This is a genomic window from Flavobacterium sp. GW823-FHT04A11 (assembly GCF_058796535.1).
On record NZ_CM179503.1, the window covers coordinates 858,037 to 884,878 of the forward strand.

General features: G+C 34.5%; 29 protein-coding genes. 11 read left to right on the forward strand and 18 right to left on the reverse strand.

The genetic code is table 11. The features are described 5' to 3' along the window. The first annotated feature begins 8 nt into the window (after nt 1-8). Together AC3QL1_RS03885 and AC3QL1_RS03890 are read left to right on the forward strand one after the other, a co-directional pair. Entirely contained in the window at nt 9-431 is a 423-nt protein-coding gene (locus AC3QL1_RS03885; RefSeq protein ID WP_492495273.1) for a hypothetical protein, read from the forward strand. Nucleotides 432-520: 89 nt separating this feature from the next. Then, nucleotides 521-1,012 carry a septal ring lytic transglycosylase RlpA family protein gene (locus AC3QL1_RS03890; protein WP_492495275.1) on the forward strand — a complete coding sequence of 164 codons (492 nt, stop codon included), beginning with the start codon at nt 521-523 and terminating at the stop codon, nt 1,010-1,012. A 32-nt stretch (nt 1,013-1,044) separates the two neighbouring features. Here the strand turns inward: AC3QL1_RS03890 and AC3QL1_RS03895 are convergent, their stop codons facing one another. Continuing rightward, nucleotides 1,045-1,500, reverse strand: a complete 456-nt coding sequence (locus AC3QL1_RS03895) for a DinB family protein (protein ID WP_492495277.1) — start codon at nt 1,498-1,500, stop codon at nt 1,045-1,047. A 77-nt stretch (nt 1,501-1,577) separates the two neighbouring features. On the opposite strand from AC3QL1_RS03895, the gene AC3QL1_RS03900 reads away from it, so the two are divergent. From AC3QL1_RS03900 to nadD, 5 genes are all read left to right on the forward strand, one after another. After that, the gene (locus AC3QL1_RS03900) at nt 1,578-1,931 is read left to right on the forward strand and encodes an arsenate reductase family protein (protein WP_492495279.1); all 354 of its coding nucleotides are present in this window, start codon (nt 1,578-1,580) and stop codon (nt 1,929-1,931) included. Between the two features lie 331 nt (nt 1,932-2,262). After that, on the forward strand, nt 2,263-3,123 hold the full coding sequence (locus tag AC3QL1_RS03905; protein ID WP_492495281.1) for a YicC/YloC family endoribonuclease: 861 nt from the start codon (nt 2,263-2,265) through the stop codon (nt 3,121-3,123). Nucleotides 3,124-3,129: 6 nt separating this feature from the next. After that, nucleotides 3,130-3,738 carry a hypothetical protein gene (locus AC3QL1_RS03910; protein WP_492495283.1) on the forward strand — a complete coding sequence of 203 codons (609 nt, stop codon included), beginning with the start codon at nt 3,130-3,132 and terminating at the stop codon, nt 3,736-3,738. A 17-nt stretch (nt 3,739-3,755) separates the two neighbouring features. Then, entirely contained in the window at nt 3,756-4,328 is a 573-nt protein-coding gene (gene gmk / locus AC3QL1_RS03915; protein ID WP_492495285.1) for a guanylate kinase, read from the forward strand. Nucleotides 4,329-4,414: 86 nt separating this feature from the next. Next, nucleotides 4,415-4,996, forward strand: coding sequence for a nicotinate (nicotinamide) nucleotide adenylyltransferase (nadD, locus tag AC3QL1_RS03920; RefSeq protein WP_492495287.1), 582 nt, complete (start codon nt 4,415-4,417; stop codon nt 4,994-4,996). Between the two features lie 155 nt (nt 4,997-5,151). On the opposite strand, the gene AC3QL1_RS03925 is transcribed toward nadD, so the two are convergent. The 9 genes from AC3QL1_RS03925 to AC3QL1_RS03965 all read right to left on the reverse strand — a co-directional run bounded on the left by AC3QL1_RS03925 (nt 5,152) and on the right by AC3QL1_RS03965 (nt 13,310). After that, nucleotides 5,152-6,621 carry a nicotinate phosphoribosyltransferase gene (locus AC3QL1_RS03925; protein ID WP_492495288.1) on the reverse strand — a complete coding sequence of 490 codons (1,470 nt, stop codon included), beginning with the start codon at nt 6,619-6,621 and terminating at the stop codon, nt 5,152-5,154. After that, the gene (locus AC3QL1_RS03930; RefSeq protein ID WP_492495289.1) at nt 6,618-7,565 is read right to left on the reverse strand and encodes an ADP-ribosylglycohydrolase family protein; all 948 of its coding nucleotides are present in this window, start codon (nt 7,563-7,565) and stop codon (nt 6,618-6,620) included. The genes AC3QL1_RS03925 and AC3QL1_RS03930 overlap by 4 nt, the downstream gene beginning before the upstream one ends. 14 nt (nt 7,566-7,579) lie before the next feature. Further along, nucleotides 7,580-8,107, reverse strand: coding sequence for a riboflavin biosynthesis intermediates N-glycosidase (gene ybiA, locus AC3QL1_RS03935; protein ID WP_492495290.1), 528 nt, complete (start codon nt 8,105-8,107; stop codon nt 7,580-7,582). Between the two features lie 7 nt (nt 8,108-8,114). Further along, nucleotides 8,115-9,203 carry an adenylosuccinate synthetase gene (locus tag AC3QL1_RS03940; RefSeq protein ID WP_492495291.1) on the reverse strand — a complete coding sequence of 363 codons (1,089 nt, stop codon included), beginning with the start codon at nt 9,201-9,203 and terminating at the stop codon, nt 8,115-8,117. 167 nt (nt 9,204-9,370) lie between these two features. Next, nucleotides 9,371-10,231: a hypothetical protein gene (locus AC3QL1_RS03945; RefSeq protein ID WP_492495293.1), complete on the reverse strand. Its 861-nt coding sequence runs from the start codon at nt 10,229-10,231 to the stop codon at nt 9,371-9,373. A gap of 2 nt (nt 10,232-10,233) precedes the next feature. Next, a complete protein-coding gene (locus AC3QL1_RS03950; RefSeq protein ID WP_078006797.1) occupies nt 10,234-10,569 on the reverse strand; it encodes a hypothetical protein in 336 nt (111 codons plus the stop codon). Between the two features lie 111 nt (nt 10,570-10,680). After that, a complete protein-coding gene (gene prs / locus AC3QL1_RS03955; RefSeq protein WP_492495295.1) occupies nt 10,681-11,514 on the reverse strand; it encodes a ribose-phosphate diphosphokinase in 834 nt (277 codons plus the stop codon). 74 nt (nt 11,515-11,588) lie between these two features. Next, nucleotides 11,589-12,281: an NUDIX hydrolase gene (locus tag AC3QL1_RS03960; protein ID WP_492495297.1), complete on the reverse strand. Its 693-nt coding sequence runs from the start codon at nt 12,279-12,281 to the stop codon at nt 11,589-11,591. A 123-nt stretch (nt 12,282-12,404) separates the two neighbouring features. After that, on the reverse strand, nt 12,405-13,310 hold the full coding sequence (locus AC3QL1_RS03965) for a LysR family transcriptional regulator (protein ID WP_492495298.1): 906 nt from the start codon (nt 13,308-13,310) through the stop codon (nt 12,405-12,407). A gap of 85 nt (nt 13,311-13,395) precedes the next feature. Here AC3QL1_RS03965 and AC3QL1_RS03970 point away from each other — a divergent pair, with 85 nt between their 5' ends. The 3 genes from AC3QL1_RS03970 (at nt 13,396) to AC3QL1_RS03980 (ending at nt 16,862) form a co-directional block, all read left to right on the forward strand. Then, nucleotides 13,396-14,160, forward strand: coding sequence for a type 1 glutamine amidotransferase domain-containing protein (locus AC3QL1_RS03970; protein ID WP_492495299.1), 765 nt, complete (start codon nt 13,396-13,398; stop codon nt 14,158-14,160). Nucleotides 14,161-14,326: 166 nt separating this feature from the next. Beyond that, complete coding sequence (locus tag AC3QL1_RS03975) at nt 14,327-15,484, forward strand: iron-containing alcohol dehydrogenase (RefSeq protein WP_492495301.1); 1,158 nt, start codon at nt 14,327-14,329, stop codon at nt 15,482-15,484. 382 nt (nt 15,485-15,866) lie between these two features. Continuing rightward, the gene (locus AC3QL1_RS03980) at nt 15,867-16,862 is read left to right on the forward strand and encodes an NAD(P)H-dependent glycerol-3-phosphate dehydrogenase (protein ID WP_492495302.1); all 996 of its coding nucleotides are present in this window, start codon (nt 15,867-15,869) and stop codon (nt 16,860-16,862) included. A 132-nt stretch (nt 16,863-16,994) separates the two neighbouring features. Here AC3QL1_RS03980 and AC3QL1_RS03985 read toward each other — a convergent pair whose 3' ends face one another. The 3 genes from AC3QL1_RS03985 to AC3QL1_RS03995 form a co-directional block, all read right to left on the reverse strand. Next, entirely contained in the window at nt 16,995-17,402 is a 408-nt protein-coding gene (locus AC3QL1_RS03985; RefSeq protein ID WP_053473414.1) for a hypothetical protein, read from the reverse strand. Nucleotides 17,403-17,564: 162 nt separating this feature from the next. Beyond that, nucleotides 17,565-18,584: a phenylalanine--tRNA ligase subunit alpha gene (locus AC3QL1_RS03990; RefSeq protein ID WP_115847795.1), complete on the reverse strand. Its 1,020-nt coding sequence runs from the start codon at nt 18,582-18,584 to the stop codon at nt 17,565-17,567. 109 nt (nt 18,585-18,693) lie between these two features. Continuing rightward, nucleotides 18,694-19,050 (reverse strand): hypothetical protein, encoded by a 357-nt coding sequence (locus tag AC3QL1_RS03995; RefSeq protein ID WP_492495304.1) that lies wholly within the window; start codon nt 19,048-19,050, stop codon nt 18,694-18,696. Between the two features lie 293 nt (nt 19,051-19,343). On the opposite strand from AC3QL1_RS03995, the gene AC3QL1_RS04000 reads away from it, so the two are divergent. Next, nucleotides 19,344-19,907, forward strand: a complete 564-nt coding sequence (locus AC3QL1_RS04000) for a CvpA family protein (RefSeq protein ID WP_492495305.1) — start codon at nt 19,344-19,346, stop codon at nt 19,905-19,907. Nucleotides 19,908-19,928: 21 nt separating this feature from the next. On the opposite strand, the gene AC3QL1_RS04005 is transcribed toward AC3QL1_RS04000, so the two are convergent. The 5 genes from AC3QL1_RS04005 to AC3QL1_RS04025 form a co-directional block, all read right to left on the reverse strand. Continuing rightward, a complete protein-coding gene (locus AC3QL1_RS04005) occupies nt 19,929-20,291 on the reverse strand; it encodes a hypothetical protein (RefSeq protein WP_492495307.1) in 363 nt (120 codons plus the stop codon). Nucleotides 20,292-20,298: 7 nt separating this feature from the next. Continuing rightward, nucleotides 20,299-20,757, reverse strand: a complete 459-nt coding sequence (locus tag AC3QL1_RS04010; protein ID WP_492495308.1) for a Panacea domain-containing protein — start codon at nt 20,755-20,757, stop codon at nt 20,299-20,301. Nucleotides 20,758-20,947: 190 nt separating this feature from the next. Next, complete coding sequence (locus AC3QL1_RS04015; RefSeq protein ID WP_492495310.1) at nt 20,948-23,293, reverse strand: glycoside hydrolase family 95 protein; 2,346 nt, start codon at nt 23,291-23,293, stop codon at nt 20,948-20,950. Nucleotides 23,294-23,525: 232 nt separating this feature from the next. After that, entirely contained in the window at nt 23,526-25,475 is a 1,950-nt protein-coding gene (locus AC3QL1_RS04020; RefSeq protein WP_492495312.1) for a sialate O-acetylesterase, read from the reverse strand. A gap of 104 nt (nt 25,476-25,579) precedes the next feature. Then, on the reverse strand, nt 25,580-26,818 hold the full coding sequence (locus AC3QL1_RS04025) for a glycoside hydrolase family 5 protein (RefSeq protein WP_492495314.1): 1,239 nt from the start codon (nt 26,816-26,818) through the stop codon (nt 25,580-25,582). Nucleotides 26,819-26,842 lie beyond the last annotated feature (24 nt).

Genomic DNA, 26,842 nt, shown 5'->3' on the forward strand with positions numbered 1-26,842 from the left:
AACAATTTATGTATTATTTTCTACAAAAATTTCATTCCGGTTGGGCTTATTTAGCATTATTACTTTTACTGATTGCAGTTGTAAATGCAATAATCGGATTTACTTCAAAAAAAGAATTTACCGGTAAAGATCGTAAAATTGCCTTATTTGCCTTGATCGGAACACATACTCAATTATTAATCGGTTTGATCCTTTATTTTGTATCTCCATTAGGAAAGGCGGCTTTCGGACAAATGTCTAACGCAGAACTTCGATTAACTTCATTAGAACATCCTCTTGTTAATATTATCGCTATCATCCTAATTACTATCGGATGGTCTAAACATAAAAAACTTATCAATAGCGAAGCAAAATTTAAAACGTTTGCTATTTTTTACGGTTTAGGATTATTGCTTATTTTAAGTAGAATCCCATGGAATCTGTGGTTCTAACAACCATCAACTAAAGCCCTAAAATTAGGGCTTTTTTTATCTCGGCATATTATTTGTACAAAGTCCCCAAGTCTGAAAAACAATAACCCATGAGAATTAAAAAAAACACAACACTCTCCCTATTTGCAGTTACATTTTTAAGTTGTTTTACGACTATAATGAGTCAGAACAAAGCAGCAATAGAGTCTCCTAAAATTCAGGACACAGTAAAAATCGGAAAATTATCAGTCCCGCCTACGGAAAATGATTCTATATTTACCGACAATGGTTTAAAATTAAAACCCTACAAAAAAAACGCACACGCATCTTATTACGCTGATAAATTTACAGGAAGAAAAACAGCAAACGGAAGCAGATTCGACAATAACAAATACACCGCAGCACACAAAAAACTTCCATTTGGTACCAGAATAAAAGTAACCAATGAAGCAAACGGAAAATTTGTAATCGTAAAAATTACTGATCGCGGTCCGTTTGTAAAAACACGTGAATTAGACCTCTCAAAAAGAGCTTTTATGGAAATAACCAAAAGCAGGGGTTCAGGCGCAATGAAAGTCACTATAGAACGAATAATAGAATAAAAAAAAGTCCCATTAATTGGGACTTTTTTATTTTAAACAAATTTTCTAATACTCATAATTACACCGGTGTGAATTCCTTCATGGTAATTATTAAATTCGAGTGCGCCATTTATCTCCCAAAGTGTGTTTCCTAAACTGGTTGTATATTCATGAAAATTTACAAATATTTGATCTTCATAATCTTTTTGTACCTGATGCAAAGTCGTAGAAAGTAATGTTTTAATTTCATCAACTTCTTCCTGGCTCACATCACCTTCGGGCTTTGCTCCTTTTGAATATTTTAGTATAAATTCATTAGAAACTTTTGTTGGCAAACCGGACAATTTATAAACCAAAGCTTGTTGAACAGCAACACAATGTGCGGCGTTCCAAATGATGTTATTATTAAAACCCTGCGGAATTTTATTCAATTGTTCTAATGAATAATTATCCAAAATTTTTAGAAGAACTTCTCTAATGGTTTTCTGTGTTTCAAAAACTGAATTCATAGGTATATTTTTTTTATAAAATTAGGCAATTTTCTATTTCAAATGGATTTTCTTTGTAGTGATCTAAAATAGAAATCATGAACAAAATATATTACTTAGCGTCGTGCGATACTTGTCGAAAAATTATTAAAGGTTTGCCAAAAGATAATAATCTGGTTTTTCACGATATCAAGCAAAATCCAATAACTGAAGCCGAATTGGAAGAAATGTACAAGCTTGCCGGCAGTTACGAAGCTTTGTTCAGTAAAAAAGCACAATTGTATAAGTCAATGGATTTGAAAAATAAAAACCTTACGGAAGCTGATTATAAAAAGTACATTTTAGAGCATTATACTTTTATAAGCCGTCCGGTTTTTATTATTGATGAAAAAATTTATGTTGGCAATACGCAACCTGTGACTTTGCAGGTTATGAAAGCTTTAGAAAAATAAAGTTTTAAAATGCAGGGATTACTTCACTATAATTTTATTTTAGTGTTCAGTGAACTTCGTTTGAAGCGGAAATCCTTTTTTTGAGCTTTTTCTGCTCAAAAAAAGATTGGGAGCGCATAGCCCGACCGGAGGGAACGCCCAAATTAAAATTTCGACTCTAAAAAAGATAGCCACTAATTGCACCAATTTTCACAAATTAATATTCTTATTAGTGTAAATTCGTGAAATTCGTGGCAAAAAACTTTAAAACCGTTTGCTCTGAACAGATTAGACATTTTACAACTAAACACAGCAAACTTTTATTTATCTTTGCGCCTTTATACTCAATTATATGATACAATCTATGACAGGGTTTGGCAAAGCTTCTTTGCAATTGCCTACAAAAAAAATTACCGTCGAAGTAAAATCCTTAAATAGTAAAGGTTTAGATTTAAACGTAAGAATGCCGTCTCTTTATCGCGAAATGGAATTAGGTCTAAGAACTTTTATCTCTACAAAACTTGAAAGAGGAAAAATTGATTTCGCAATCTACATTGAAAGTACTGCCGAACAAACTTCGACTAAAGTAAATGTTCCTGTTGTAAAAAATTATATCGCTCAGTTAAGAGAAGTATATCCTGCTGCAGATGAAACTGAATTAATGAAAATGGCGGTTCGTATGCCGGACACCTTAAAAACTGAACGTGAAGAAATTGACGAAAATGACTGGGAGCAAATTCAGGTTATTATCGAAGAAGCGATTCAGAACATTTTAAACTTTAGAAAAGACGAAGGTGAATCGCTTGAAAAAGAATTTAATCTTAGAATCGGGAATATTCGCCAATACATGAATGATGCTTTGGCTCTTGATCCGGAACGTGTTCAGGCTATAAAAGATCGTTTGCAAACTGCAATTTCTGAATTGAAAGTAAATGTTGATGAAAATCGTTTTGAACAGGAATTGATTTATTATTTAGAAAAACTGGATATTACTGAGGAGAAAGTTCGTTTGACAAATCATTTAGATTATTTCTTAGAAACTATAAAAGGTACTGAAGCTAATGGCCGTAAATTAGGTTTTATTACTCAGGAAATGGGTCGCGAGATCAATACTATGGGTTCTAAATCGAATCACGCGCAAATGCAGAAATTGGTGGTAATGATGAAGGATGAATTGGAGAAGATTAAAGAACAGGTTTTAAATGTGCTTTAGATCTTAATGAAACTTTTTTTTATTTCGATTATTCTTTTGTTTAGCTTTCATGTTAAAGCCCAGGAAATTTCAGAAATCAATAAGGTTTTAGAAGTACCGGATATGTTAGAATTTGAAAAGGAAATTCGTATTTATAAAGATTATTCCATTACCAGCACCATGCAAATATTTAGAATGTATGATAACGGGAGAAACAATTGGATAGTTTATATCTATTCCTATTCAAAAACGTTAAAACAAGTAACTAAAATTGATGGATTACTTTTTCCTAAAGAAAACATTGGAAAACTAAAACCAAAAGATCCAAACTCGATTTGGCTCAATTTACTGTTAACCAATGTGGAATTTCTTCCAGATATGGAAAACGTAGAATATAAATTAAGTGCTCCATTTATAGATTTAGAAAACGGAGAAAAGGTATTTAACAGAAAAAAAGTTCTTGTAACAGATGGAGCGGGATATCAGGTTTATATTAAAAACGGAAAGATGAAAAATAACTTTTCTTTTTATAATCCAGAAACCTATTTAAAATTTTATCCAAAAGTAGACGAGTTAATTGCATATAATGAAATATTATCAATCCTAAAAAAAGAGCTTAATCTCTGGACCGATTGATCACATATAAATAAAGAATGAACAAAGGAAAATTAATTGTTTTCTCTGCACCATCAGGATCAGGAAAAACAACTATAGTAAGGCATTTACTTGGGAAAGAGGATTTAAATTTAGAATTTTCGATCTCAGCGGCTTCACGCGATCCACGCGGAGAAGAAGAACACGGAAAAGATTATTATTTTATCTCACTGGAAGAATTCAAAAAACACATTAAAGCCGAAGATTTCCTGGAATGGGAAGAAGTTTACCGTGATAATTTCTACGGTACTTTAAAAGCTGAAATCGAACGTATCTGGGCTTTGGGTAAAAATGTGATTTTTGACATTGATGTTGCTGGCGGATTACGTATTAAACATAAATTTCCGGAACAAACTCTTGCCGTTTTTGTAAAACCTCCAAGTGTAGATGAACTAAAACGCCGCTTAAAAGAGCGCTCTACCGAAAGTGACGATAAAATCAATATGCGAATTGCAAAAGCGTCAGTTGAGTTGGCAACTGCTCCGCAATTTGATACTATTATAAAAAATTACGATTTGGATACCGCTAAAGAAGAAGCATATCAGTTAGTGAAGGATTTCGTAAATAAATAATTTTATTCCGCGAAGATTCACAAAGCACCTTTAAAACTTCGTGAATCTTTGTGCTATCTTAGCGAATCTCTGCGAAACTCTTAAAAATGAAAATAGGCCTTTATTTCGGAACGTATAATCCCATTCATGTTGGTCATTTGATCATTGCGAATCATATGGCTGAGTTTGCTGACTTAGATCAGATTTGGATGGTCGTTACGCCTCATAATCCGGTAAAGAAAAAATCTACCCTATTGGACGATCATCAACGACTGGAAATGGTTTTTCTGGCCACAGAAGATTATCCAAAAATCAAACCTTCGGATATTGAATTCAAATTACCTCAGCCCAATTATACGGTAAATACTCTGGTCCATTTGCAGGAGAAATATCCAACTCATGATTTTTCTTTAATTATGGGCGAAGACAATTTAAAGACGCTTCATAAATGGAAAAACTACGAAGTGATTCTGGATCATTATGATATTTATGTTTATCCCAGAATTTCTGAAGAAGAGGAAAATATTGAATTAAAATCACATCCAAAAGTACATATTATTGATGCGCCAATTGTAGAGATTTCTTCGACTTTTATTCGCAATAGTATAAAGGAAGGGAAAAATATTCAGCCCTTATTGCCTGCAAAAGTTTGGCAATATATTTATCACAATAATTTTTATAAGAAGTAAAAAAACTATTTACAGCATTTTTGTCATTTCGACGGAGGAGAAATCACATAAAGTAAAGACATAAAGTACGTTTCTCTCTGGATGTGATTTCTCCTCCGTCGAAATGACAAATAAGACAAAAAAAAGCCTGAATTAAAAATTCAGGCTTTTTGTTTTTATAATGAAACGCTAATTTGAGCTTTAACTCTCGCTCTAATCTCACTCAAAGATTGATCTTTTAAAAGTTTACCATCTCTGAAAACTTCTTTCAATTCTCCTTGTTTTTCTTCTTCCCATGAAACGTTATCCGTTAAATGATATACTCCATCAACTAAATCAATTTTCATTAATCCTTTAGCCGATTTTTTAGTTCCGTCATCAGTAATTGGATCTTTAAAGATCGCTCTTCCTTCACCGTCTACTTCTCCGTAAGTTGCTTTCATGGCAAAACCAAAAGTATCTCTGGTATTGTATTGATAAGTAAAAGAACCAATTCCTAAAACCACGTTTGTAGATGCAAATCCTTTTTCTTTTAATCTTTCTGCAATTTGAGTTGCTCTTGCTACCGTAATACTATCGCCGTAAATAGCTCCAATTTGAGGAATAAGCTCTTTATATCCCTTTGCATTGGTTGTTCCTCCAAAAACATCCCAAAGCAGCTCAATAACACCTTTCTTTTCTTGTTCGGTTTTTCCGTTTGGATTTCCGCAGATAATATCAACCGGATCCCCACTATCAGGACGAATTACAACTTTACCTTCTCTGGCAACAATATCTTCTTTTAAACGTGGCAAATAATCAGTTAAAACCTTCCATAAATCCCAGGTATCAGAAACGATAGAAACAATTCCTTTTGGATACACTTCTGTCACTAATCTTTTGAAAGTTTCACATTCGCCTTCCGTCGTTCCCATACACATTACAGAATGTTCTGTAGCTGCAACTGAACCTGCGATTAATTCTGAATCAGAATTGGCATTGTAATAATCTTCGAAGAAATCAATTACCGGAATCGTATCAGAACCTGTAAAACTTAATAAATGTCCGGCTGCAGAAGTTATTGCCGCTTCGATTCCGCCCATTCCTCTCATTGAGAAATCATGCGCCTGCCAATCTACAAATTCAGGAACAGATGAAGTTTCATCAGCATATTTGTCCAGAACTTTTCTGTATTCTTTGGCGATTGTAGCAGAGTTACAAGGCAGCCAAATCACGGCAGAAAGTAAGGTTTCGAAATAATTCGTTAACCAGAAAAATTCCGGAAGCGTGTTATACATCGTAAACATTGGAACTCGCAACGGAACACTTGATCCTTCCGGCAACGCTTTAAAAACCATCGGAATATATCCTAAATCATGTAAATCTTCAATATGTTTTGTTCCAACCTGGTTTTCGCCTAAATAATTATTGATTCTTCGCGCGTATTTTTTAACTACTTCTTCTTTTGGTTTTTTGAAGAAATCAGCATCAAAATCATGAATAATATATTTTTTGATAAAATACTGCAATCCAAAAAACACCACCTCATCAAGTCCTTCGATTCTTGATTTTCTTGGTGTCCAGTTAGAATATACTAATGTTGTTTTGTCCGGGTATTGTCTTCTGTGGTCAACTTTGTAACCGTCTGTTAATAATAGTGGGTTCATAGGCTTAAATTTATATTTTTTGATAATCTTTGTGCTAATTCTTTTATATCGTTGTTTCTAACCAAATCCTCAATCCATTTTTTTGGAATATTTTCTATTCCATAATAAATTCCTGCTAACCCTCCAGCAATTGCTCCAGTGGTATCTGTATCTTCTCCTAAATTAACAGCTTTTAAAACTGTTTCTTCATAAGAATCTGAATTTAAAAAACACCACAAACTTGCTTCTAGACTATGCAATACATATCCTGATGAATGAATATTAACTTCAGGATACTTTGAAATATCATTATTTAAAACCCTATCAAAAAATTGAATTTCGATAGGATTGTATTTTTTATCTTCCAGAAATTTTGAAAGAACATTTTGCATTTCATTATAAGCCTCGAATTTATCTTTATCTTTTAGAATCTCCAAACAATAAATAACATAAATAAAACAAGCAAATACCGAACGAAAATGTGCATGAGTAATTGATGAAACCGCCTTGACTTTTTGATAAATTACTTCAATGTCTTTTTCATTTTTAAGATAAAAAACTAATGGTAAGATACGCATCAAAGAGCCATTTCCGTTATCTTTTTCTTCAAAACCTCCACACAATTCCGGTTCATGACCTTTTGCAATATTATGGATTGCATTTCTTGTAGCAATTCCAATATCAAAAACTCTTCCGTGCGGTGTCCATAATTCGGCACTATACCACTTTACAAAGTTTCTGGCTATATCAAATAAATCAAAACCATTATATAAGCTCTCAGCTAAACAAAAAGCAAGTGAACTATCATCACTCCATGTTCCTAAAGGTTGATAATGTGTTCCATAACCAATCATTTCAGAAACAGGATTTTGTTTTAAGGAAGACCTCGAATAAAATTCTACCGGAACACCCAAGGCATCACCAATCGCTAAACCAAATAATCCAGATTCTATTTTCTCTTTCATTTTTAATCCTTATACTATCTCAATTCATCCCTAACCTCCATCAAAGCAAAGCCTAACAAATTCAAACCTTTCCACTTCTCCGGATTCATAACATCTTTATGATCACTTGCCATACCAATTCCCCAAATTGGGTCAACCGGACTGGCTTCAACTAAAACCCTGTCTTTGGTATTCAGCAAAAACGTTTTTAAATCTGTATTCTGACTGAACTTATGATAATTACCTTGTTTTACAATCTCATATCGGTTTGCCAACCAAAGTTTGTCATCATAATTTTTAACTTCCCGACCTAACTTTTTGGCTTCTGCAGGAGAATTTGCTTTAATGATTTTTTCCAAAACATCCTTATCATTAAACAATTCGGCTTTTTTAGCCATCATCCAGTGTTCTGCAGTTTTGTAAATCACTTTATCGACTTCAAAAGAACTTAACCACCATTGACTGAAACAGGTTTTTGTTATTGTTTCATCTTTGCTTGGCTGATGTCCCCAGAAAAATAAAAACTTACTTTCTGCGGCTATGTTTTCTATATTGTATTTCATTTTTTCTTTATTGAAACAAAGAAGTTATCTGTTTAAAATCTTTTGAATCCGGTGAAAATGAACCGTAGATTTCTTTGAATTCTGTTGTTAACTTTTCAAATTCATATTCAATTTCAATTTCAATCTGATCCATACACGTTACAACCAGATTTCTTTTTGCGTTTGGACTATAAGCCGCATCTAACTTTAAGCTATAATTTAAAAGATCATAATCTAAATCGCCGGTTCGCAATTCTTTTTGAAAATCATTGTAAACACAAGTTTCTTCTTCGTTATTTTTTAATTTTAATTCCCTTTCATTACTCATCCAGCCACTTCCGTGTCGGGTTGAATAACTTCTGGTTACGTAATACATTTCTATATCCTCAATTTGCAATTTTTTACAGATTTCAAATGCATTTTTTGATGTTGTATTGGCATACGTTACATTCGGGAAAACACCGTGATCCATATCGAGTAAAATGCCCTGACTTCCTTCAAAAATAAGATTCTGATACTTTTCTAAAAAGCTATAATCGCTGATATTCCATTTTATTTGATCGATAACTTCGACGTAATGATTTACTTCCTCATCAATTTCACTTTCGTTTAAAAAACCATAGTAATACGCGATTTTTTCCAGTTTCTCCAAAAGCATTTGGCGAGGCGCAATCAAATCAATTGCATATAATTTGTATTGACCTTCGTTACGTTTCATAGTCGCTCCAACTCCTTTACCGCAAGTTCCGTGATCCAGATTTCTCACGTTATTTCGATTTTGCCAAACATCAAAAGGTGTTGTGATTTTGGCTAAAGGATGAATATGAAGTTCAATGTTCCCGCCTAAATCTTCCAGTTCTTTTCTTTCATTGAATAAAAAAACAGGATGAATCGTACAGTGTTCACTAAAATAAGAAGGCAAACCGCGAAGAGCACCGCTTGCAAAGCTGGAATGAACGTGTTTTTTATCACCAATCATAACCGTATGCGCTGCTTGCTGTCCTCCTGAAAACCGAATAACTATAGATTCAGGATTTTGCTTCGCCAGAAAATCTGTTGTAATTCCTTTTCCTTCATCACCAAATCCTAAACCTATAACTATTTGAGCTGTTTTCATTTTGTAAATATTATTTAAACACATAGAAACATAGCTTTGCAGAACCTAAAAAGTCGTTTCACTTAAAATAAATCTCATAGCAGTATGTGAATAAGGTCTCAAAAATTTTTAATTTTTAATTCTCAATTTTTAATTTAAAAAAACCTATATTCCTATGTGTTAAATATTTAAAGCATTTCTATATTATCTAATCCGTCAAGCGGAATTGTTCCTAAACCTGATCCTGAACTTTTATGTTTATCACAAATAATTTTCTTGATTACATTCGGGATTTCTCTGTGATCTTCGATTGATAAACAGTTTTCTCCTAATAATTCTTTCCAGGCAACATTTGCTCTCACAGCCTGATCTGAATGTAAAACACTAATGTGATAGACTTCATAACGTTTTTGCGCTTCTTTCAACAATTCAAGATGCGTGTAGGTTTGCTGTCCCTGACCCATAATTTCTTTTATGGCAGATGCCGGAAGTGTTGGTAAATTTGGTTCATCACCTACGGTAAACAACAATCCTTTTTGACCTCTTTTTTCGAAAGCATCTGTTTTGGTATGAAAGGCTGCAAAATACCACGCCAAAAGATAACTTTCTCCAGCATTTCCTCCTCCTCCTCCTTCAATATAAGTTCTCGTAAGCCACATATCCAATTCTTCATCGCCAGATTCAAATTGCCCAACCTGCAATGGAAATCTGTCGCATTCGTGATCGCCAATTCCTAAGAACAAAAGTGCCGGATCCGGAACTCCGCCCTGAATAATTCCGCCCATTAATTTTGGAAGTCCTTCTTTGATCAATTCATGCGGAATATGTCCCATACTTCCCGTCACATCCAATCCCAAAATAATAGGAACTGTATTAGGATGCACTTCAGAATCTCTGGCTTCTCTAAACGTAATTCCGTTTGGATTCATAGATTCATGTGCCACACCAATTTGATTTTGAACAAAAATCTCACTGGCAGATTTAAATCCGTATCCTGCTTTTTTGGCTCTGCTATCGCGAGCGCCTAAATCGTATCTTGTACCTCCCATAATTAAAATGTTTTACCAAATAAATATTCGAATCTCTTTTTTGTCACTTCAAACTGAATATTTAAATTTCTGATTGTTAATGATAATTCCATATCTCTTTGCACAAATGCTTCCGGTTGAAAATCGGCAAAAGTCAAACTATTTTTATCAAGCGGACTGATATCGATAAGACCTTCCTGCTCTCTTTCGAGTCTTTTTATTTTCAGTTCGATATCTTCAACTCGGCGTCTGTAAATTAATTCAGAATCCTCACCAATTGTTTTGGCTCTGTCTTCTCTAATCTGATCATTGTTTCTTCTTAAAGACTCAATAAATCTTGGTTTTAAATCGTCACTCATAATTTCTAGTTGTTTGGTTATAGTTTTTGTTTCAGTTTTTTTTGTTTCAGGTTTCAAGTTTCAAGTTCTCAGCAGTAACATGAAACTTGAAACTAAAAAAACTTAAAACTTTTAAATCAATTGATCTAACTTTACCACTTGAACACTTTCGCCTTCGAAGTCTTTTACTGAATTTGTAGTAAATATTTTGTCGAAACAATTTAAAACTTCAAAACCTTTGTTGAAGATTCCGTGGCTTACGGCTAAGTATAATTTTCCGGCGTTTTTCTTTTTTAATTCTTCGGCTAAGCCAACAAAAGTTCCGCCTCCATCACAAATATCATCTACAATTAAGCAATCAATTCCGTTTAAGTCGTCTTCGTACACTTTGAAACCAGACAATTTTCCGGTTTTTACATCACGGCTTTTGCTGCATTCTACCACATCAACACCACCTAAAAATTCAGAAACTTTGTAGATCTTTTTCAGAGCGCCGCCATCAGGAGAAATTAATTTTACGTTTTCGCCTATTACGTTTAAAACTTCTTTAATGAAAGTATAGTTTGGAATAACTGTGCTGTTGTTCAATAAAGCCGGAGTCACTTCAGAATGCGCGTCAAAAACAAAAACTTTGTTTAATTGCATGGCATTTATAATATCGGCATATATTTTTACAGATAATGGTTCACCGGGAATCATGACACGATCTTGTCTTGCAGCCGGAAAATACGGAATAAACAAATCGATTACTTTAACATCCATTCTGCGTAAAGCATCTACCGTAATACACAACAATCCTAAATCGTTGAATGAATTTAATCTATGTGTGATGGTTACTTTTTGAGTGGCATCAAAATCAGGATTGATTTTAATGTGAGGTTCTCCTCCAGAAAATGTAAAACTTTGAAATTTGATTTCTTCCTGATTTTGAAAAGGAGCGAATTTTGGGTCTAGGTTAAGTATCATAGTTTTTTAGTTTGCGTTAATTATACGCAAATATAGATTTAATTATTTAATAAACAATTTATTTTGTGTAAAATTTACGCAAACTTTATTTCGAAGTGAAAGCCTTTATTGATTAATTCATTGTATTTCAGTTTATTAAATCGAAATAATTTTGCCGGTCTTCCGCTTTTTATTGGTGAAAATTTTTCTGTTTCTTCTAAAAATCCATAACTGAGAATTTTTTTTCTGAAATTTCGACGGTCAATTTCCTTTTCTAAAATGGTGCAATAAAGGTTTTCCAAATCAGAAAATAAAAATTCTTCGGAAAGTAAATCGAAACCAATAGGTTCGTAAGTAAGTTTGGCTTTTAATCTTGAAATGGCTTTTTCAACAATTAAATTATGGTCAAATGCCAAAGAGGGAACTTCGTCAATTTTAGACCATTGCACTCTTTCGGCATCTGTATCCGCTTTAATTTCCAGATTCGAAGCATCGACCAAAGCATAATACGCAACAGAAATTACCCTGTTTCTGGAATCTCTGAAGATATCATCTCCAAAAGTGTAAAGCTGTTCCATAAAATTCAGCTTTACATTCGTTTCCTCATGTAATTCCCTGATTACCGCATCACTTAATGATTCTTCATTTTTTACCAAACCGCCCGGCAACGCCCAATATTTCTCTGCCGAACCGAACTTTTGTTCTATCAAAAGCACATATAAACTATTGTTTTTATATCCAAAAACAATAGCGTCAACAGCTATTCTTATATTTTGAAAATTTTCCATACTATCTCACACATTAAAAAAGGTTTGCCACGAATTGCACTAATTTTTACTAATTTTTTTCCTCAACAATTCGCAAAATATTAATTCGTGAATTCGTGGCTAAAAAAAATCCTTGACAGAAAACTACATTCTATTGCCTAAAAACAGTTTCAATTCTTTGGCAATACTTTCAAAAAACGTATTTAGATTATTGTTTTTTGCCGTCAATAAATAAACAAACTCCTCCGGAACGTGAAAACTATTCCAAACCAATTGCAATTTGTTTTCTTTAATATATTTTCGGGCGTTGCAATTCCATGTCACGGCAATTCCGGTATTTTTAGAAAGCAGTTCGAGCATTTCAGATTCTGACGGAATGATATAATTAGGTACCATTGCCGGTCTTTTTTTATTGAAGGCATGAAGCCAGAATAATTTTATATGCGGAATTCGGGCATCATGACTGTACCATTTTTGTTCGTTTAGCCATTGTTCGATTTCTGCATATTTATCAGACTTCAGCTTTTGACGGAATTCTGATGCATCCAAACTCATTGGCGCGACCATGATCAATTTAATTTTACCGACGATTTCATAAATAGTATCAAACGTATCATATCGTTTTGTAGTGATGGCAAAGTCGAGTTTTTTAGCATCGACAAGTGCAAAAAGAGCGTCATCTTCGGCAAAAGTAAAATCGATAAAATCAAATTTTGAAATTAAAATACTGCCGCAGCTATTGAATAAATCTTTTGAAACACCCACAGAAATCAATCGCACAGAATCTTCTGCTTTTGCCCTGAATCCATTTTCGACAGTTTCAAGCCTGTCAAGTGCATCTATAATCAAATTATTCAGTAACTTAGCGTATTCGGTTGGTTCTACGCCTTTAGATTTTCGGTTAAATAATTTATAACCTACATGTGCTTCCAACATTGCTATTTGCTGACTCACTGCAGGCTGGCTCATAAACAACTCTTTTGAAGCAATAGAAAAATTTCCATTCTTATACACAGACTTAAAAGTTCTGTACCATTCCAGATTTACCATGACATAAATTTATTTATAACAAACATAGTTTATTTTATTTTTACTAATATCACATTAACTGTAAATTTGTTAAAAATTTAAATTGATGAAAAAAATAGCATTACTCGCAATTATAGCATTTGCAACTTTTGGCACATCGGCTACAGCTCAAAAATCAAATAAAAAAAGTATGAAAAAAGTATTATTTGTTGTTACCAGTAATGATAAACTGGGCAATACAGGAGAAAAAACAGGATTTTGGTCAGAAGAATTTGCTGCACCTTATTATGAACTATTAGATAAAGGTGTCGAAATTACAATCGCATCTCCGCTTGGAGGTCAGCCGCCAATAGATCCTAAAAGTGCAGATCCGTCATCAGCAACAGAAGACACAAAACGTTTTGATGCGGATAAAGTATTACAGGAAAAATTAAAAAACACTCATAAACTTTCGACTATTGATCAAAAAGATTATGATGCCGTTTTTTATCCTGGAGGACACGGCCCGCTTTGGGATTTAGTAGAAGATAAAAACTCAATCGCATTAATTGAATCATTTTACACACATAAAAAACCGGTTGCTTTTGTTTGTCACGCTCCGGCAGTTTTAAAAAATGTAAAAGTAAATGGTGAATTTTTGGTGAAAGGCAAAAAAGTAACCGGATTTACCAATGAAGAGGAAGAAGCAGTAGGTTTAACCAAAGTGGTTCCATTTTTATTAGAAGATGTCTTAACTCAAAACGGAGGTAAATTCTCAAAAGGACCAAACTGGGCACCATATTCTGTAGAAGACGGACTTTTAATTACAGGACAAAATCCGGCATCATCTAAATTAGTAGCCGGTAAATTATTAGAAAAATTGAGTAAATAAGGCACTAAGGTTCTGAGTTGCTAAGGTTCTAAGGTTTTCTCTTAGGAACTTAAAAACTCAATCTCTTATTCCATAATTAAAAAAAACAATGATACTAAGCTGCTGAATAAGTTTCAAAAAAAAACTTAGAACCTTAGCAACTCAGTATCTCAGAAACTTAAAAAAAATGCTAAACTTTGAATTATACAATCCGACAAATTTAATTTTCGGAAAAGGACAAATTGAAAAACTTTCGACTTTGGTACCAAAAGATGCTAAAATATTATTGGCGTATGGTGGTGGAAGTATCTTTAAAAACGGCGTTCACGAACAAGTAATCAATAATCTTAAAGGTTTTGATATTGTTGAATTTGGCGGAATTGAGCCAAATCCACATTTTGAAACTTTAATGAAAGCCGTTGAAGTAATCAAAGCCGAAAAAATTGATTTTATTCTGGCTGTTGGAGGTGGATCTGTTATTGATGGTGTGAAATTTATTTCGGCTGCCGTAAACTTTGACGGAAACCCAATTGATATTTTACAAAAACGAATTCTGATTAAAGAAAATGCGGTGCCATTTGGAACGGTTCTTACTTTGCCTGCAACGGGAAGCGAGATGAATTCCGGTTCTGTAGTTACAATTGCAGCAACTCAGGAAAAACTCGCTTTTGGCGGAAGTGCCTTATTCCCAAAATTCTCTATTTGCGATCCTACCGTTATTGAATCATTGCCAAAAAGACAAATTCAAAATGGTGTTGTAGATGCCTATACGCACGTAATGGAACAATATTTAACGTATCCGCACGAAGGTTTTTTACAAGACAGAATAGCCGAAGGAATTTTACAGACTTTAATAGAAGTTGGTCCAAAAGTGGTAGAAAACCCAACGGATTATGCTTTGGCTTCAAATTTTATGTGGAGCTGTACAATGGCTTTAAACGGATTGATTCAAAAAGGTGTTCCGTCTGATTGGGCAACACATATGATTGGTCACGAATTAACGGCGCTTTACGGAATCGATCATGCACGTACTTTGGCGATAATAGGTCCAAGTTTATATAATGTAATGTTTGAAACTAAAAAAGGAAAATTGGCGCAATACGGAAGAAGAATTTTTAACCTAACAGGTTTTGATGAAGAAGTTGCTAAAGAAGCGATCAATAAAACAGTTGAATTTTTCCATACAATGGGAATGGATACGAAACTTTCGCAATACACGGATGATTACACAAAAACAGCTGATTTTATCGTAAATCGTTTTGATGAAAGAGGCTGGAAAGGTCTTGGCGAAAACCAATTGGTAACTTTAGATAAAGTGAAATCGATTGTTGAACTTAGTTATTAGTATTCAGTCGCGGTATTCAGTCGCAGTTCAAATTGAAAACTTAAAATAGTATTCAGTCGCAGTATTCAGTCGCAGTTCAAACTGTAAACTGTGACCGTAAACTGAAAACTAAAAAAAGGCGTTCTTGAATTTTCAGGAACGCCTTTTTAAAATACTAAAACAAAACTAACTAACTCAATTTTTGCTAAACTCATTAAAATTCTAATTTATAAATACTTATAACGCAGCAATCGACATTTTATTGTTTAGCAGCATAAACTATTTTAATATTTTTAAAAGCTGCTGAAAACCATTGCTTTTAGAGGTCAATTTTAAATTTCTTAAATGAGACTTTGTGTTATTACTACATTATTAAGTACTTTTGTTTTAAATTATTAAAATAATGAGCGAAAATTTAAAATTTGCAGTAATTGGAGGAGGTAGTTGGGCAACGGCAATTGCAAAAATGCTTTGTGTAAATCTTTCCGAAATTTCGTGGTATATGCGCAATGATGCCGCAATCGAGCACATTCAAAAATACAAACACAATCCTAACTATTTAAGTTCTGTTGAGTTTGACACTAACAAACTTAAATTAACCAACAATATCAACGAGGCAATTGAATATGCGGATTATGTAATCTTCGCGATTCCGTCTGCTTTTTTGGATGCTGAGTTAAAAAACATGACAGTTTCATTAGCAGATAAAATTATTTTCTCGGCTATTAAAGGGATTGTTCCTGAAACGAGTTTAATTGTTGGAGAACATTTCCATATTCAATACGATATTCCTTACTACAATATTGGTGTTATCACAGGTCCTTGTCACGCAGAAGAAGTGGCGTTAGAAAGACTTTCATACCTGACAATTGCCTGCGGTGATCCGGACAAAGCCAGCATCGTAGCAAAATCTTTATCAGGAAATTATATTAAAGCAAAAATTTCAGACGATATTATCGGAACGGAATATGCAGCAATGCTTAAAAACATTTATGCGATCGCTGCCGGAATTGCACACGGTTTAGGTTATGGTGATAATTTCCAGTCGGTTATGATGAGTAACGGAATTCGTGAAATGAAGAAATTCATCAGAAAAGTGCATAAAATGAAACGTAACATTAATGATTCGGCTTATTTGGGCGATTTATTGGTTACAGGATATTCTGTATTCTCGAGAAACAGAATGTTCGGAAACATGATTGGAAAAGGCTACACTGTAAAAAGTGCGATGATGGAAATGAGCATGGTTGCCGAAGGTTATTATGCCACAAAAAGCGCTTATAAACTAAATCAGGGCTACGGTGCCAAAACACCAATTATCGACGCTGTATATGCCGTTTTATACGAAGGAAAAGATGCTAAAGCTGTGTTTAAGAAATTAACGGAATCTTTAGATTAAAGAGAAAAGAATAAAGAATAAAGAATAAAGAATATAGAGAATAGAAAAAAGAAAAAAGAGCCAAGACTAATTATTTAGTTCTTGGCTCTTTTTTATGATCGACAAAAGTCTATTTTCTTTACTCTATTTTCTCTACTTCACCATAATTCCTTCAACAAACAAAATCGGCACTTCTTCCGTATTATTTTCGTTGATTAGATTTGATTTGAAGATGAATTTCTTGTCGTATAAAGTATTTCCAATGAAGAAAGTGACCATGAATTCATTGTTTAAAACCAAAAGACTTTTTTCTATCATTTCGATTTTTACTACAGAAACAGCCGGAACTTCCACAAAAGCATGACGCAAAACAGAGGTTTTTTTCATCTCGCCATCAATTGTTCCGAATGCTTTTGAAACCACCATTACGCTGTCTAAATTAAAGTCGCTGTCGTTTACAAGATAAGCGTACCACACTTTTTCCATAAAATCATCGCTCCATTCCTGAACAGCGGCAAGAAATACGTTTTCTACTTCGGGGATTGTTATATCTTTTTTCATTAATTAAATTTTAAAAACCTTTGTCAAAGCCTGAAGCTTCAACAAAGGTTTGTTTATTGTAAAGGTAATTTATAACGTAAAGCCCTAGCCCTGATGGAAGCGGCATCCTTTTGTTTTTTTCTTTAAAAAATAAAAGATACAGCGGACAGCAGGAAACAGCTCCTAAATATTTGCTTTAAATTGCTCTAAGAAACGTACGTCATTTTCATAAAACATACGAATATCACCAATTTGGTACAACAACATTGCAATACGCTCTACTCCCATTCCGAAAGCAAAACCGTTGAATTCGTCCGGATTGATGTCGCAGTTTTTCAAAACGTTTGGATCTACCATTCCGCAGCCACCAATTTCTAACCAGCCGGTTCCTTTTGTGATACGATAATCGGTTTCGGTTTTTAAACCCCAATAGATATCAATTTCGGCACTTGGTTCTGTAAATGGGAAATACGATGGACGCAAACGAATCTTTGATTTCCCGAACATTTCTTTCGTAAAATAAAGTAAGGTTTGTTTCAAATCGGCGAAAGAAACGTCTTTGTCGATGTATAATCCTTCCACCTGATGGAAAATACAGTGTGAACGTGACGAAATTGCTTCGTTACGGAAAACACGTCCCGGAGAAATCGTACGAATTGGCGGTTTGTGATTTTCCATATAACGCACCTGAACAGATGATGTATGCGTACGCAACAACACATCAGGGTTTGTCTGAATGAAAAATGTATCCTGCATATCACGCGCCGGATGGTATTCCGGTAAGTTTAATGCGGTAAAGTTATGCCAGTCGTCTTCGATTTCCGGACCTTCGGAAACGTTGAAACCAATATTGGCAAAAATATCTATAATTTGATTTTTAACGATAGAAATAGGATGACGTGAACCAATAATAACAGGCTCAGAAGATCTGGTTAAATCACCAAAAATTCCTTTTACTTCCTCTTTACTTTCAAGCTCTTCCTGAATAACTCTTACTTTTTCTTCAGCAACAGCTTTTAAAGTATTTATTACTTGTCCAAAGTCTTTTTTCTGATCGTTTGGAATATTTTTAAACTCGGTAAAAAGTTCTTTCAACAATCCTTTACTGCCTAAATATTTAATACGGAATTGTTCTAAAGATTCTTTATTTTTCTCATTAAAGGCCTTAGCTTCCTCTATATGTTGTTTTATCTTGTCTATCATTTTCCTTCAATAATTGAGAGAACAAATTTAGTGATTTTAGTTTAAAGTTAGCAGTCGCAGTCGCAGTTTTAAGAATACTGCAACTGAAAACTGTGACAGAGACTAAAAACTACTCTATAACTTCTCTTTCTAAAAAATAATTCACAATCGCTTCTTTCATCAAAACCGATTGTTCGCCTGCTTTTAACGGCGGCAATTCTTCTTTTACTTTATAATGCGGCCATCCGTCTTCATCAAAATATTCAAATTCGTAAAATCCGTACGGTTCTAATAATCGGCAAATAGCGATATGCATTAAGTTTAATTTTTCATCTTTTTTGAATTCGCGGTGTATTTTTCCAAACTCCTGAACTCCAATTAGGTAAATAATAGCATCTAAATCTAAATCTTCGCCTTGCGAAAACTGATTAGAAAGTATATCGACGAGCTTTTCCCAACGCTCTTTTAGTTGTGTATCTCTGGACATTAATATGATTTTAGATTGTTGATTTTAGATTATTGATTGCTGATTTGATGTTTTAAGACTTAAAATCTGCAATCTGAACTCTAAAATTAGATTTGCAAATATACGGACTTCGGAGACAAAGACCTTAAAAAATTAAACACATAGAAACATAGATTTAACTTTATAACAGGATCATTAAAAAATTAGTTTTCTCATACATATTAAAAACCTATGAACCTTTGCATCTCTGAACCTATGAACCTAAAAGAACAGATAATTCGTTTATATTTGCGCCACAATAAAACGACGGGAATATGAGTGTTTTGGATATGATTTTTGGTGTGCTTTTGGCGTACAGTTTATACAAGGGAATTAAAAACGGACTTTTTGTAGAAATTGCTTCGTTTATTTCTTTATTGCTGGGTATTTATTTAGCCATCAAATTTTCTTCTTTTATGAAAGAAATCATCTCAAAACATGTTTCCTGGAACCCAAATACCATTCAGGCTACGGCTTTTATTTTAACTTTTATTCTGGTTGTCGTTGGCGTTTATCTTTTGGCGAAAGCCTTAACGGGAATTGCAGATTTTGCCCAATTGGGATGGCTGAATAAATTAGGCGGCGGTTTTTTCAGAATCCTGAAAACAATACTGATTTTAAGTATTTTGATTGCTCTTTTTGAGAAAGTCAATTTCAACAACATGTTTGCCAAAAAGGAAACTCTTGACCAATCTATTTTTTATAATCCGATTAAAAAAGTAGCGGGTTTTGTTTATCCTTCTATCGAAAAATGGTATGACGATTATAAAAAAGAACACGCTGAAAAATCAACTGAAGAAAATAAAACGGAAACAGAAAAGGAAACAGAGAAAGAATAGTTTTACTAAAGAAACTATCGCTTATTCATCGTCGTTAAGCGGTTTTGGAAATAAATTTTTCAGAATAATCAACATCATCCCAATCACATTTACAGACGAAGTTGTCAGCAATGTAATCAGTACATTTTCTGAAAGATTCAGCTTCAGTAAATTGTCATTAAAATATAAAATAGACACTACAGAAGCTAACCAAAGAAAAATAATCCCGGCAAAAATATAGGTTAAATGCCTTCTTAATCTGGTATCTTCCAAAAATCTTCCCACTTTAGCGCTGCCCAACCTGTCTTCAAGAATTTGATTTTGCAAACGCGCACTGCTAAGATCTTCGGGAGTTAAGGAAGAACTATTTGATATTGAAATTTGATTTAGATTTAGGGACGACATAAAAAGCTTAAATTGGTTTTAACTTAGTTTTATAATGTTCAAAAATATCATCATCAGAAATAACAGCATTAGAATCTTTGCGATATACTTTTCTCCACGGCGTACCGTCATTGTGCGTTAAAGCACTTAAATAAATACCATCAAATCGTCCGTAGACTTCCCAGATTTTATCTAAAAACTTCTCGTCTTCGCTCGTTATTTTTTCATCTTTTACAGCATTCGGAATTTTCTCTGTGATTTTCTCTTTCTTGTATTGTTTGATGCTGTAATATAAAGAAGGAAAAACAGGTCCAAAATCCCACGCAATCGGACTTTCGTCAATTAATCTTTCTTTTTTGTCTGTTAAAGCCAAATACCAGCCGTACGCAATGTAAGTTAGCTTGATTATTTTCATTGGCGTAAGATTTCCTGTTTTGGAATATTTATCAATGAAATAATTAGCGACTGTTGTTGGATTGTAAGTCATAATTGAAATATTTTAATCAAAGTTAACTAAAATAAATTTGTAACAAAAATTTGACAACTTATTGTCATGTAAATCAATGGTTTTAATTTTTGTCAGGCTGAGCGTCCCGAGACTTCGGGACAAGCCCTTTTACGTAAATCAAGCCTTCGACTTCGCTCAGGATGACATTCGGTTTTTCAAAATCAACTATTTACCAGTTTATTTCTAACTTTTCACCTTTTTTCAAAGTTATATTCTGTTTTTTATCACCATTTATTAAAGTCGTTTTTCCTCCAATTTTTGAAGAAACCGTCACTTTTTTCAGAATTTTATTTTCCCAGTTCATTTCGATTTCAAATCCGCCGCGGGCACAAATTCCTTTTATAGAACCCGTTTCCCAAGCGTCTGGTAAAGCAGGCAATAATCTAATTTCATTTTCATCAGATTGTACCAGCATTTCGGCAACGGCTGCAGCGCCGCCAAAATTTCCGTCAATTTGAAATGGAGGATGTGCGTCGAATAAATTCGGATATGTTCCTCCGCCTCTTCTTGGCGTTTCAGTTTTCTTTCCGTCGGGATCGACATATCTTAATAATTCACGGAACATTTTATAAGCACGATTTCCGTCCCAAAGTCTTGCCCAAAGATTAATCCTCCAGCCTTTTGACCAGCCGGTTGTTTCATCGCCTTTTATTTCCAAAGTTTTTTTAGAAGCTTCGGCTAAATCAGGCGTTTTTAAAGGCGTAATATGATTGCCCGGAAAAAGTCCGAATAATTGCGATTGATGACGGTGTTTCGGGTCTTTATCTTCCCAGTCAAAATACCATTCCTGCAGATTTCCTTTTTTACCAATTTCATACGGATGTAAATTGGCCAGATCTTTTTCGAGTTCAGCTCTGAAATCAGCATCAATATTTAGAATTTTTGCTGCCCTAATTGTTTTGTCGAAACATTCTCTTATCATTGCCAAATCGGCTGTAGCGCCATACATCGTAGCGCCAACAAAACCATCCGGTGTTATATATTGATTTTCCGGCGAAGTAGAAGGACTGGTAATTAAATTTCCTTTTTTATCCGCTACGAGCCATCCACGACAAAATTCGGCTGCGCCTTTCATCAATGGATAACCTTCTTTTTTTAAATATTCTTTGTCCTGCGTAAAAACATAATGTTCCCAAATATGCGTACTCAACCAGGCTCCGGCCATTGGCCAGCACGCCCACATGGGATCTTCTTTGCCAAATTGACCAACCGGATTTGTCATTGCCCAAATATCAGAATTATGCGCGGCGGCCCAGCCTTCATTTACGCCATAAAAAGTCTTTGCCGTAACTTTCCCTGTTACCGAAAGATTTTTTATAAAGCTTAAAAGCGGCAAATGCATTTCTGAAAGATTGGTATTTTCTGCCAGCCAGTAATTTTCTTCCAGATTGATATTCATGGTATAATTACTACTCCACGGCGGATTTAAATGCGGATTCCAAATTCCTTGTAAATTTGCCGGAACGCCTAAAGTCCTTGAACTGCTTATCAGCAAATAACGTCCGTAATTAAAATATAGAATTTCCAGATTTTTATCTTCACTTCCATCGGCGTAGCGCAATAAACGTTTATCAGTTGGTAAATCCGGTGCGGTTGTTTTTCCCAAATCCAGATTTACACGATTGTAGAATTTCTGATAATCGGCAATATGTGACGCTTTTAATTGATCGAATGGCTTTGCATAAGCCTTATTCATATTTTGCAATGCAATTGCTATATCGTCAACTCCTTCTGTTGCGGGATTCTTATCAAAACCATTAAAACTTGTTGCAACAGAAACATAAATAATGGCTTCTGTTGCATCTTTTAAGGTTAAAGTTTCTCTGGAATTTGTAATTTTTCCGTCCGTTTTTTTGATTTGGATTAAAGTGGTAAATTTTGTTCCTCTTTCTTTTATGTCCAGATATTTTGGTAAAACAGTATATCCCGCATTTTCATGAATTGGCGCAGCACCTGTCATTACCAGAATATTATTTCTTACTTCAAGATTTGATTTTAGCAAACTCTTTAAATTAATATCAAAATTCAGACTTCCTTTTACACTGCTCGTCAATTTAATTACCATAATTTGGTCCGGTGCCGAAACAAAATATTCACGCGTAAATTTAACCCCGTTCATTTCATAACTTACCTTTGATATGGCATTCGAAATATCAAGTTCTCTGTAATAATTGACTGCTTTTCCTTTCTCGGAATTATTGATTTCTAATGTTCCTAAAGGCGCAAAAGATTCGGAGTTTTTGCCTTCGATTTTTTTGTTTAATTCTTCGGCTAACTTATAATTTTCGTTTTTTAGTGCTTCGCGAATTGCCGGGATATTTTTGTAAGCTTCCGGATTCATTTTAGCGTTTACAGGTTCGCCCGACCAAAGCGTAATATCATTCAAATAAATTTTATCTGAGTTTGCACCGCCAAAAACAGTCGCGCCCATTTTCCCGTTTCCTAAAACAAGACTTTCCTCAAAAAATTCTGCCGGCTGATTGTACCATAAAACATGACTGGATTGTGCTGACATGTTTAGGCAGAAAAAGGCGAATAGTAAAATGAGAAATATTTTTTTGAGCGTTGATTTCATGAATTACTCTTTTAATTATCTTATGAAATTTAAATCTATCGTTACCTGTTTCGCGCGTGAGGGATAGGAGCTCGCTACCGCAGTAGTACGGATAGCCCGACCCTCTTTGCGAAAGGCGTTCATAAGCGGTTTGTTAAATAGCGCCTTTTGTAAAAAGGGTCACGCCCAAATATTATTTACTAACCTTATATATCTCATTTGCCGTAATCATTTCCCAATTATCGGTTCTGAAAGGCGAGGCAGGAAATTTTTCTTTGTTGAAAAGATTGATTTCGGTATCGTCGTCAGCCCAACCATAATGAACGGCAACGGGATTTTTTACTTCGTCGCTTGAAACGATTATTTTGTTGTTTTTAATTATCGCTTTCGCGGAATGAAAAACTTTGTCGGCTCCGGCGATTTCGAATCCTTTTACGTTTTGTGAATTGTCAGAAGCTGTTAATCCGCTTCCGATATTATCGAAAGTAAGGATTATTTCGTTTCCTTTTATTTCCTGAGACTTAAAAGTTGGTCCACTGTAGATTTGCTTTTTGCCGTAAACATTGTTTAGCGCAATTGCCGCCAAACGCAAACCAACATCTTGCTTGTTTGTTGGGTGAATGTCTTTTGCGTTCCCAATATCTGTGGTTACGACCATTCCGGTATTTTTTAATTTCAAAGTTTCTGATTGCGCTTCACGAAGTTCTGCCCAACGGCTTCCCACTTTACTGTTTCCGTTAAATTCGTTGAAAGTTGATAATTGAACGAAATAAAAAGGAAAATCGCCCTGATTCCATTTTGTTCGCCAATCTGTAATCATTAACGGAAATGACTTTTTATATTGCTTTGCACGCCAAACATTGGCCTCGCCCTGGTACCATAAAACGCCCTGAAACGCATACGGAACCAACGGATTTACCATGGCATTGTATAATAACGATGGATAACTGTTTGGTGAAACGGCAATTTTTACCTGAACGACATTGAATTTCCAAAGTCCTTCGAGTGGAATATTCGTGTCTTTGAACTGAATTTTAAGATCAGCCGGATCGCCGTAAATTCCGCCGCCGCCTGAATAATCTGCAATTCTTACTGCAATTACGTTTTTACCTTCTTTTAAAGTCCCTGCCGGAATTTTATAAATTCTTAGTGCTTCCCAGATTTTGTTGGTTCCTACTTCAACACCATTTATATACGTGATATCTTCGTCGTCTACTTTTGAAAGATGTAAAACGGCTTCAGATTTGGCTTGTTCTGCCGTTAATGTGATTGTTTTCCGCATCCAGACTACTCCGTCGATATTACCAATTTGCTGGTTTTCCCATAAAGACGGCACTTTAATTTCCGGCCAGTTTTTATCTTCAAAATTAAATTCTTTGAATTGGTTTTCATTTTCCATGGAAACATCAAAACCCTGAATTTTCTTTATATTATCTAAAACTGATTTTTTATATACTTCAAAAACCGCATCCATATCCACTTGTGGAACATCGGCGATCATCGCTTTAAATTCATCACTTTTTTGGAATGCTTCTCGGCTTGTCCAGGTTTCTACATTGGTTCCCCCCCACGAAGTATTGATGATTCCGATTGGGATTTTTAATTCTGCGTATAATTTCTTGGCAAAGAAAAAACCTGCTGCCGTAAAATCACGGATATTATCTTTATTAGCAACTGCCCATTTTCCTTGTTTTAAATCTTCTTTTGGTGTTCCGCTTAAATCCTGAGCAACACCAAAATGACGAATCGTAGGATAATTGGAATCTGCCATTTCTTTTTCGGCGTTCATGGTTTTGTACATCTGAAATTCCATGTTCGATTGTCCGCTGCAAATCCAAACTTCGCCTACCAAAACATCTTTGATGGTGATTTTGTTTTTTCCTGTAATAGATAATTCAAATGGCCCGCCCGCTTTTTCAGCCGACAGTTTTATCATCCATTTTCCGTTTTTATCGGCCTGAATTGTTTTGGTTTGTTGGTTAAAATGAACCTCAACTTTTTCATTTGGATCTGCCCAGCCCCAAACCGGAATTTCCTTGTTGCGCTGCAACACCATTCCGTCAGAAAATATTAAAGGCATTCTTACATTGGCATTTGCCATTATACTGAATATTAAAAAAATAAAGATTATACTTTTCTTCATTGTGCTGTTTTTAAACCATGTAAGTGATATAAGTAAATATAAGATTTTCACATGTACTGAACTTATATTTACTTATATCACTTATATGGTAAATTTGTTTTTTATTACTGTAATCCTTCTTTTAAAGCAGTTAATGCCTGAGTATCGAAAACGGTATTATTTGATCTGTTGAAAATTCCAAAACCTTTATCATTCAAACTTCCTTCATCCCAATAAAAAGGCAATAAACCATTTACTTTTGCTGTTTTTACTACCGTTTTTAAATAATAGGCTCTTGAAGCTAAATGTAAAGTTAAGGCATCGCCGGTTAAAGTTGTTCTGCGAATGGCTCCAAATTCTCCTAACAAAACAGGAATTCCTTTATCAATGAATTGTGTTTTCATTAATTTGAAGTTTTTTTCTAAGTCAGCTTCTTCTCCCCAACTTGCATTTCTTTCTGTATCTGTTGCCGAATGGTAATTAGCTCCCCAATAGTAGAACATTTTTCCCCAAGTTTCATCTTTTGTTAATCCGGCAAAATTCCACGGAGCGTAATAATGCACTTCGACCATCATTTTGTTTGCCACTTTGTCTGTTGGCAAAGTCAGCATTAATTTGTTTGTTTTTTCAATATCCGTTGTTGGTCCCTGAACTACTAAAATACGATTCGCATTTTTTCCTCCGGTTGAACGAACGGCATCAATAAAAGTTTGGTGATAGGAAGTTAAAACTGCCATTTGCGCGGCATCTTCAACTGCCGGTTCATTGGCACTGGCAAAAAGTAAATGTTCGTCAAATCCACGTAAATGTGTTGCAATTTGTTCCCAAAATGCTTTTTGTTTGGCGTTGTTTTCTTCTTTTTTGGCTTCGGTAATATTGTTTTCCAACCAGCCGCCGTCCCAGTGAATGTTTACAACAACGTACATATCATTGTCTATACAATATTGCACGACTTCTTTTACACGGTTTAGCCAGTCTGTTTTAATTTTGGCAGTAGCCGAATTTTCTAAGTATTGGTTCCACGAACACGGAATTCTGATCGCATTAAAACCATTTGCTTTTACAGCATCGATTAGTGCTTTCGTCACTTTTGGATTTCCCCAGGCAGTTTCGCCGCCTGTTGCTTCAAGCGTGTTCCCGATGTTCCAGCCTATTTTTATTTTAGCTGCTAATTGTACGGCAGTACTTGACATTCCGGTTGCATCTGCAGGAATTGGGTTTGTATTGTAGCTTGGGTATAAACCTGCGACTTCAATTGGTTCTTCTTTTTTGGTTTCTTCCTTATCAGAACTGCAAGCCCAAAGACTTAAAAAAGAAAAAGATAAAACGGCAGTAAACAGGTAACTTTTTACAGTGTTTTTCATTTGTGGTTTGGTTTAATAGTTAGT

Excerpts from the sequence above, each read along its gene's own strand:
- AC3QL1_RS03885 (WP_492495273.1), top strand. The coding sequence starts at position 9 with ATGTATTATTTTCTACAAAAATTTCATTCCGGTTGGGCTTATTTAGCA.
- AC3QL1_RS03975 (WP_492495301.1), top strand. The coding sequence starts at position 14,327 with ATGCTAAACTTTGAATTATACAATCCGACAAATTTAATTTTCGGAAAA.
- AC3QL1_RS03950 (WP_078006797.1), bottom strand. The coding sequence starts at position 10,569 with ATGAGTGACGATTTAAAACCAAGATTTATTGAGTCTTTAAGAAGAAAC.
- AC3QL1_RS03940 (WP_492495291.1), bottom strand. The coding sequence starts at position 9,203 with ATGAAAACAGCTCAAATAGTTATAGGTTTAGGATTTGGTGATGAAGGA.
- AC3QL1_RS03895 (WP_492495277.1), bottom strand. The coding sequence starts at position 1,500 with ATGAATTCAGTTTTTGAAACACAGAAAACCATTAGAGAAGTTCTTCTA.
- prs (WP_492495295.1), bottom strand. The coding sequence starts at position 11,514 with ATGATACTTAACCTAGACCCAAAATTCGCTCCTTTTCAAAATCAGGAA.
- ybiA (WP_492495290.1), bottom strand. The coding sequence starts at position 8,107 with ATGAAATACAATATAGAAAACATAGCCGCAGAAAGTAAGTTTTTATTT.
- AC3QL1_RS03945 (WP_492495293.1), bottom strand. The coding sequence starts at position 10,231 with ATGGGAGGTACAAGATACGATTTAGGCGCTCGCGATAGCAGAGCCAAA.
- AC3QL1_RS03930 (WP_492495289.1), bottom strand. The coding sequence starts at position 7,565 with ATGAAAGAGAAAATAGAATCTGGATTATTTGGTTTAGCGATTGGTGAT.
- AC3QL1_RS04010 (WP_492495308.1), bottom strand. The coding sequence starts at position 20,757 with ATGACTTACAATCCAACAACAGTCGCTAATTATTTCATTGATAAATAT.
- AC3QL1_RS03985 (WP_053473414.1), bottom strand. The coding sequence starts at position 17,402 with ATGAAAAAAGATATAACAATCCCCGAAGTAGAAAACGTATTTCTTGCC.
- AC3QL1_RS03960 (WP_492495297.1), bottom strand. The coding sequence starts at position 12,281 with ATGGAAAATTTTCAAAATATAAGAATAGCTGTTGACGCTATTGTTTTT.
- AC3QL1_RS03965 (WP_492495298.1), bottom strand. The coding sequence starts at position 13,310 with ATGGTAAATCTGGAATGGTACAGAACTTTTAAGTCTGTGTATAAGAAT.
- nadD (WP_492495287.1), top strand. The coding sequence starts at position 4,415 with ATGAAAATAGGCCTTTATTTCGGAACGTATAATCCCATTCATGTTGGT.
- gmk (WP_492495285.1), top strand. The coding sequence starts at position 3,756 with ATGAACAAAGGAAAATTAATTGTTTTCTCTGCACCATCAGGATCAGGA.
- AC3QL1_RS03980 (WP_492495302.1), top strand. The coding sequence starts at position 15,867 with ATGAGCGAAAATTTAAAATTTGCAGTAATTGGAGGAGGTAGTTGGGCA.
- AC3QL1_RS04025 (WP_492495314.1), bottom strand. The coding sequence starts at position 26,818 with ATGAAAAACACTGTAAAAAGTTACCTGTTTACTGCCGTTTTATCTTTT.
- AC3QL1_RS03990 (WP_115847795.1), bottom strand. The coding sequence starts at position 18,584 with ATGATAGACAAGATAAAACAACATATAGAGGAAGCTAAGGCCTTTAAT.
- AC3QL1_RS03995 (WP_492495304.1), bottom strand. The coding sequence starts at position 19,050 with ATGTCCAGAGATACACAACTAAAAGAGCGTTGGGAAAAGCTCGTCGAT.
- AC3QL1_RS03890 (WP_492495275.1), top strand. The coding sequence starts at position 521 with ATGAGAATTAAAAAAAACACAACACTCTCCCTATTTGCAGTTACATTT.
- AC3QL1_RS04000 (WP_492495305.1), top strand. The coding sequence starts at position 19,344 with ATGAGTGTTTTGGATATGATTTTTGGTGTGCTTTTGGCGTACAGTTTA.
- AC3QL1_RS03970 (WP_492495299.1), top strand. The coding sequence starts at position 13,396 with ATGAAAAAAATAGCATTACTCGCAATTATAGCATTTGCAACTTTTGGC.
- AC3QL1_RS04005 (WP_492495307.1), bottom strand. The coding sequence starts at position 20,291 with ATGTCGTCCCTAAATCTAAATCAAATTTCAATATCAAATAGTTCTTCC.
- AC3QL1_RS03900 (WP_492495279.1), top strand. The coding sequence starts at position 1,578 with ATGAACAAAATATATTACTTAGCGTCGTGCGATACTTGTCGAAAAATT.
- AC3QL1_RS04015 (WP_492495310.1), bottom strand. The coding sequence starts at position 23,293 with ATGTCAGCACAATCCAGTCATGTTTTATGGTACAATCAGCCGGCAGAA.
- AC3QL1_RS04020 (WP_492495312.1), bottom strand. The coding sequence starts at position 25,475 with ATGAAGAAAAGTATAATCTTTATTTTTTTAATATTCAGTATAATGGCA.
- AC3QL1_RS03925 (WP_492495288.1), bottom strand. The coding sequence starts at position 6,621 with ATGAACCCACTATTATTAACAGACGGTTACAAAGTTGACCACAGAAGA.
- AC3QL1_RS03905 (WP_492495281.1), top strand. The coding sequence starts at position 2,263 with ATGATACAATCTATGACAGGGTTTGGCAAAGCTTCTTTGCAATTGCCT.
- AC3QL1_RS03910 (WP_492495283.1), top strand. The coding sequence starts at position 3,130 with ATGAAACTTTTTTTTATTTCGATTATTCTTTTGTTTAGCTTTCATGTT.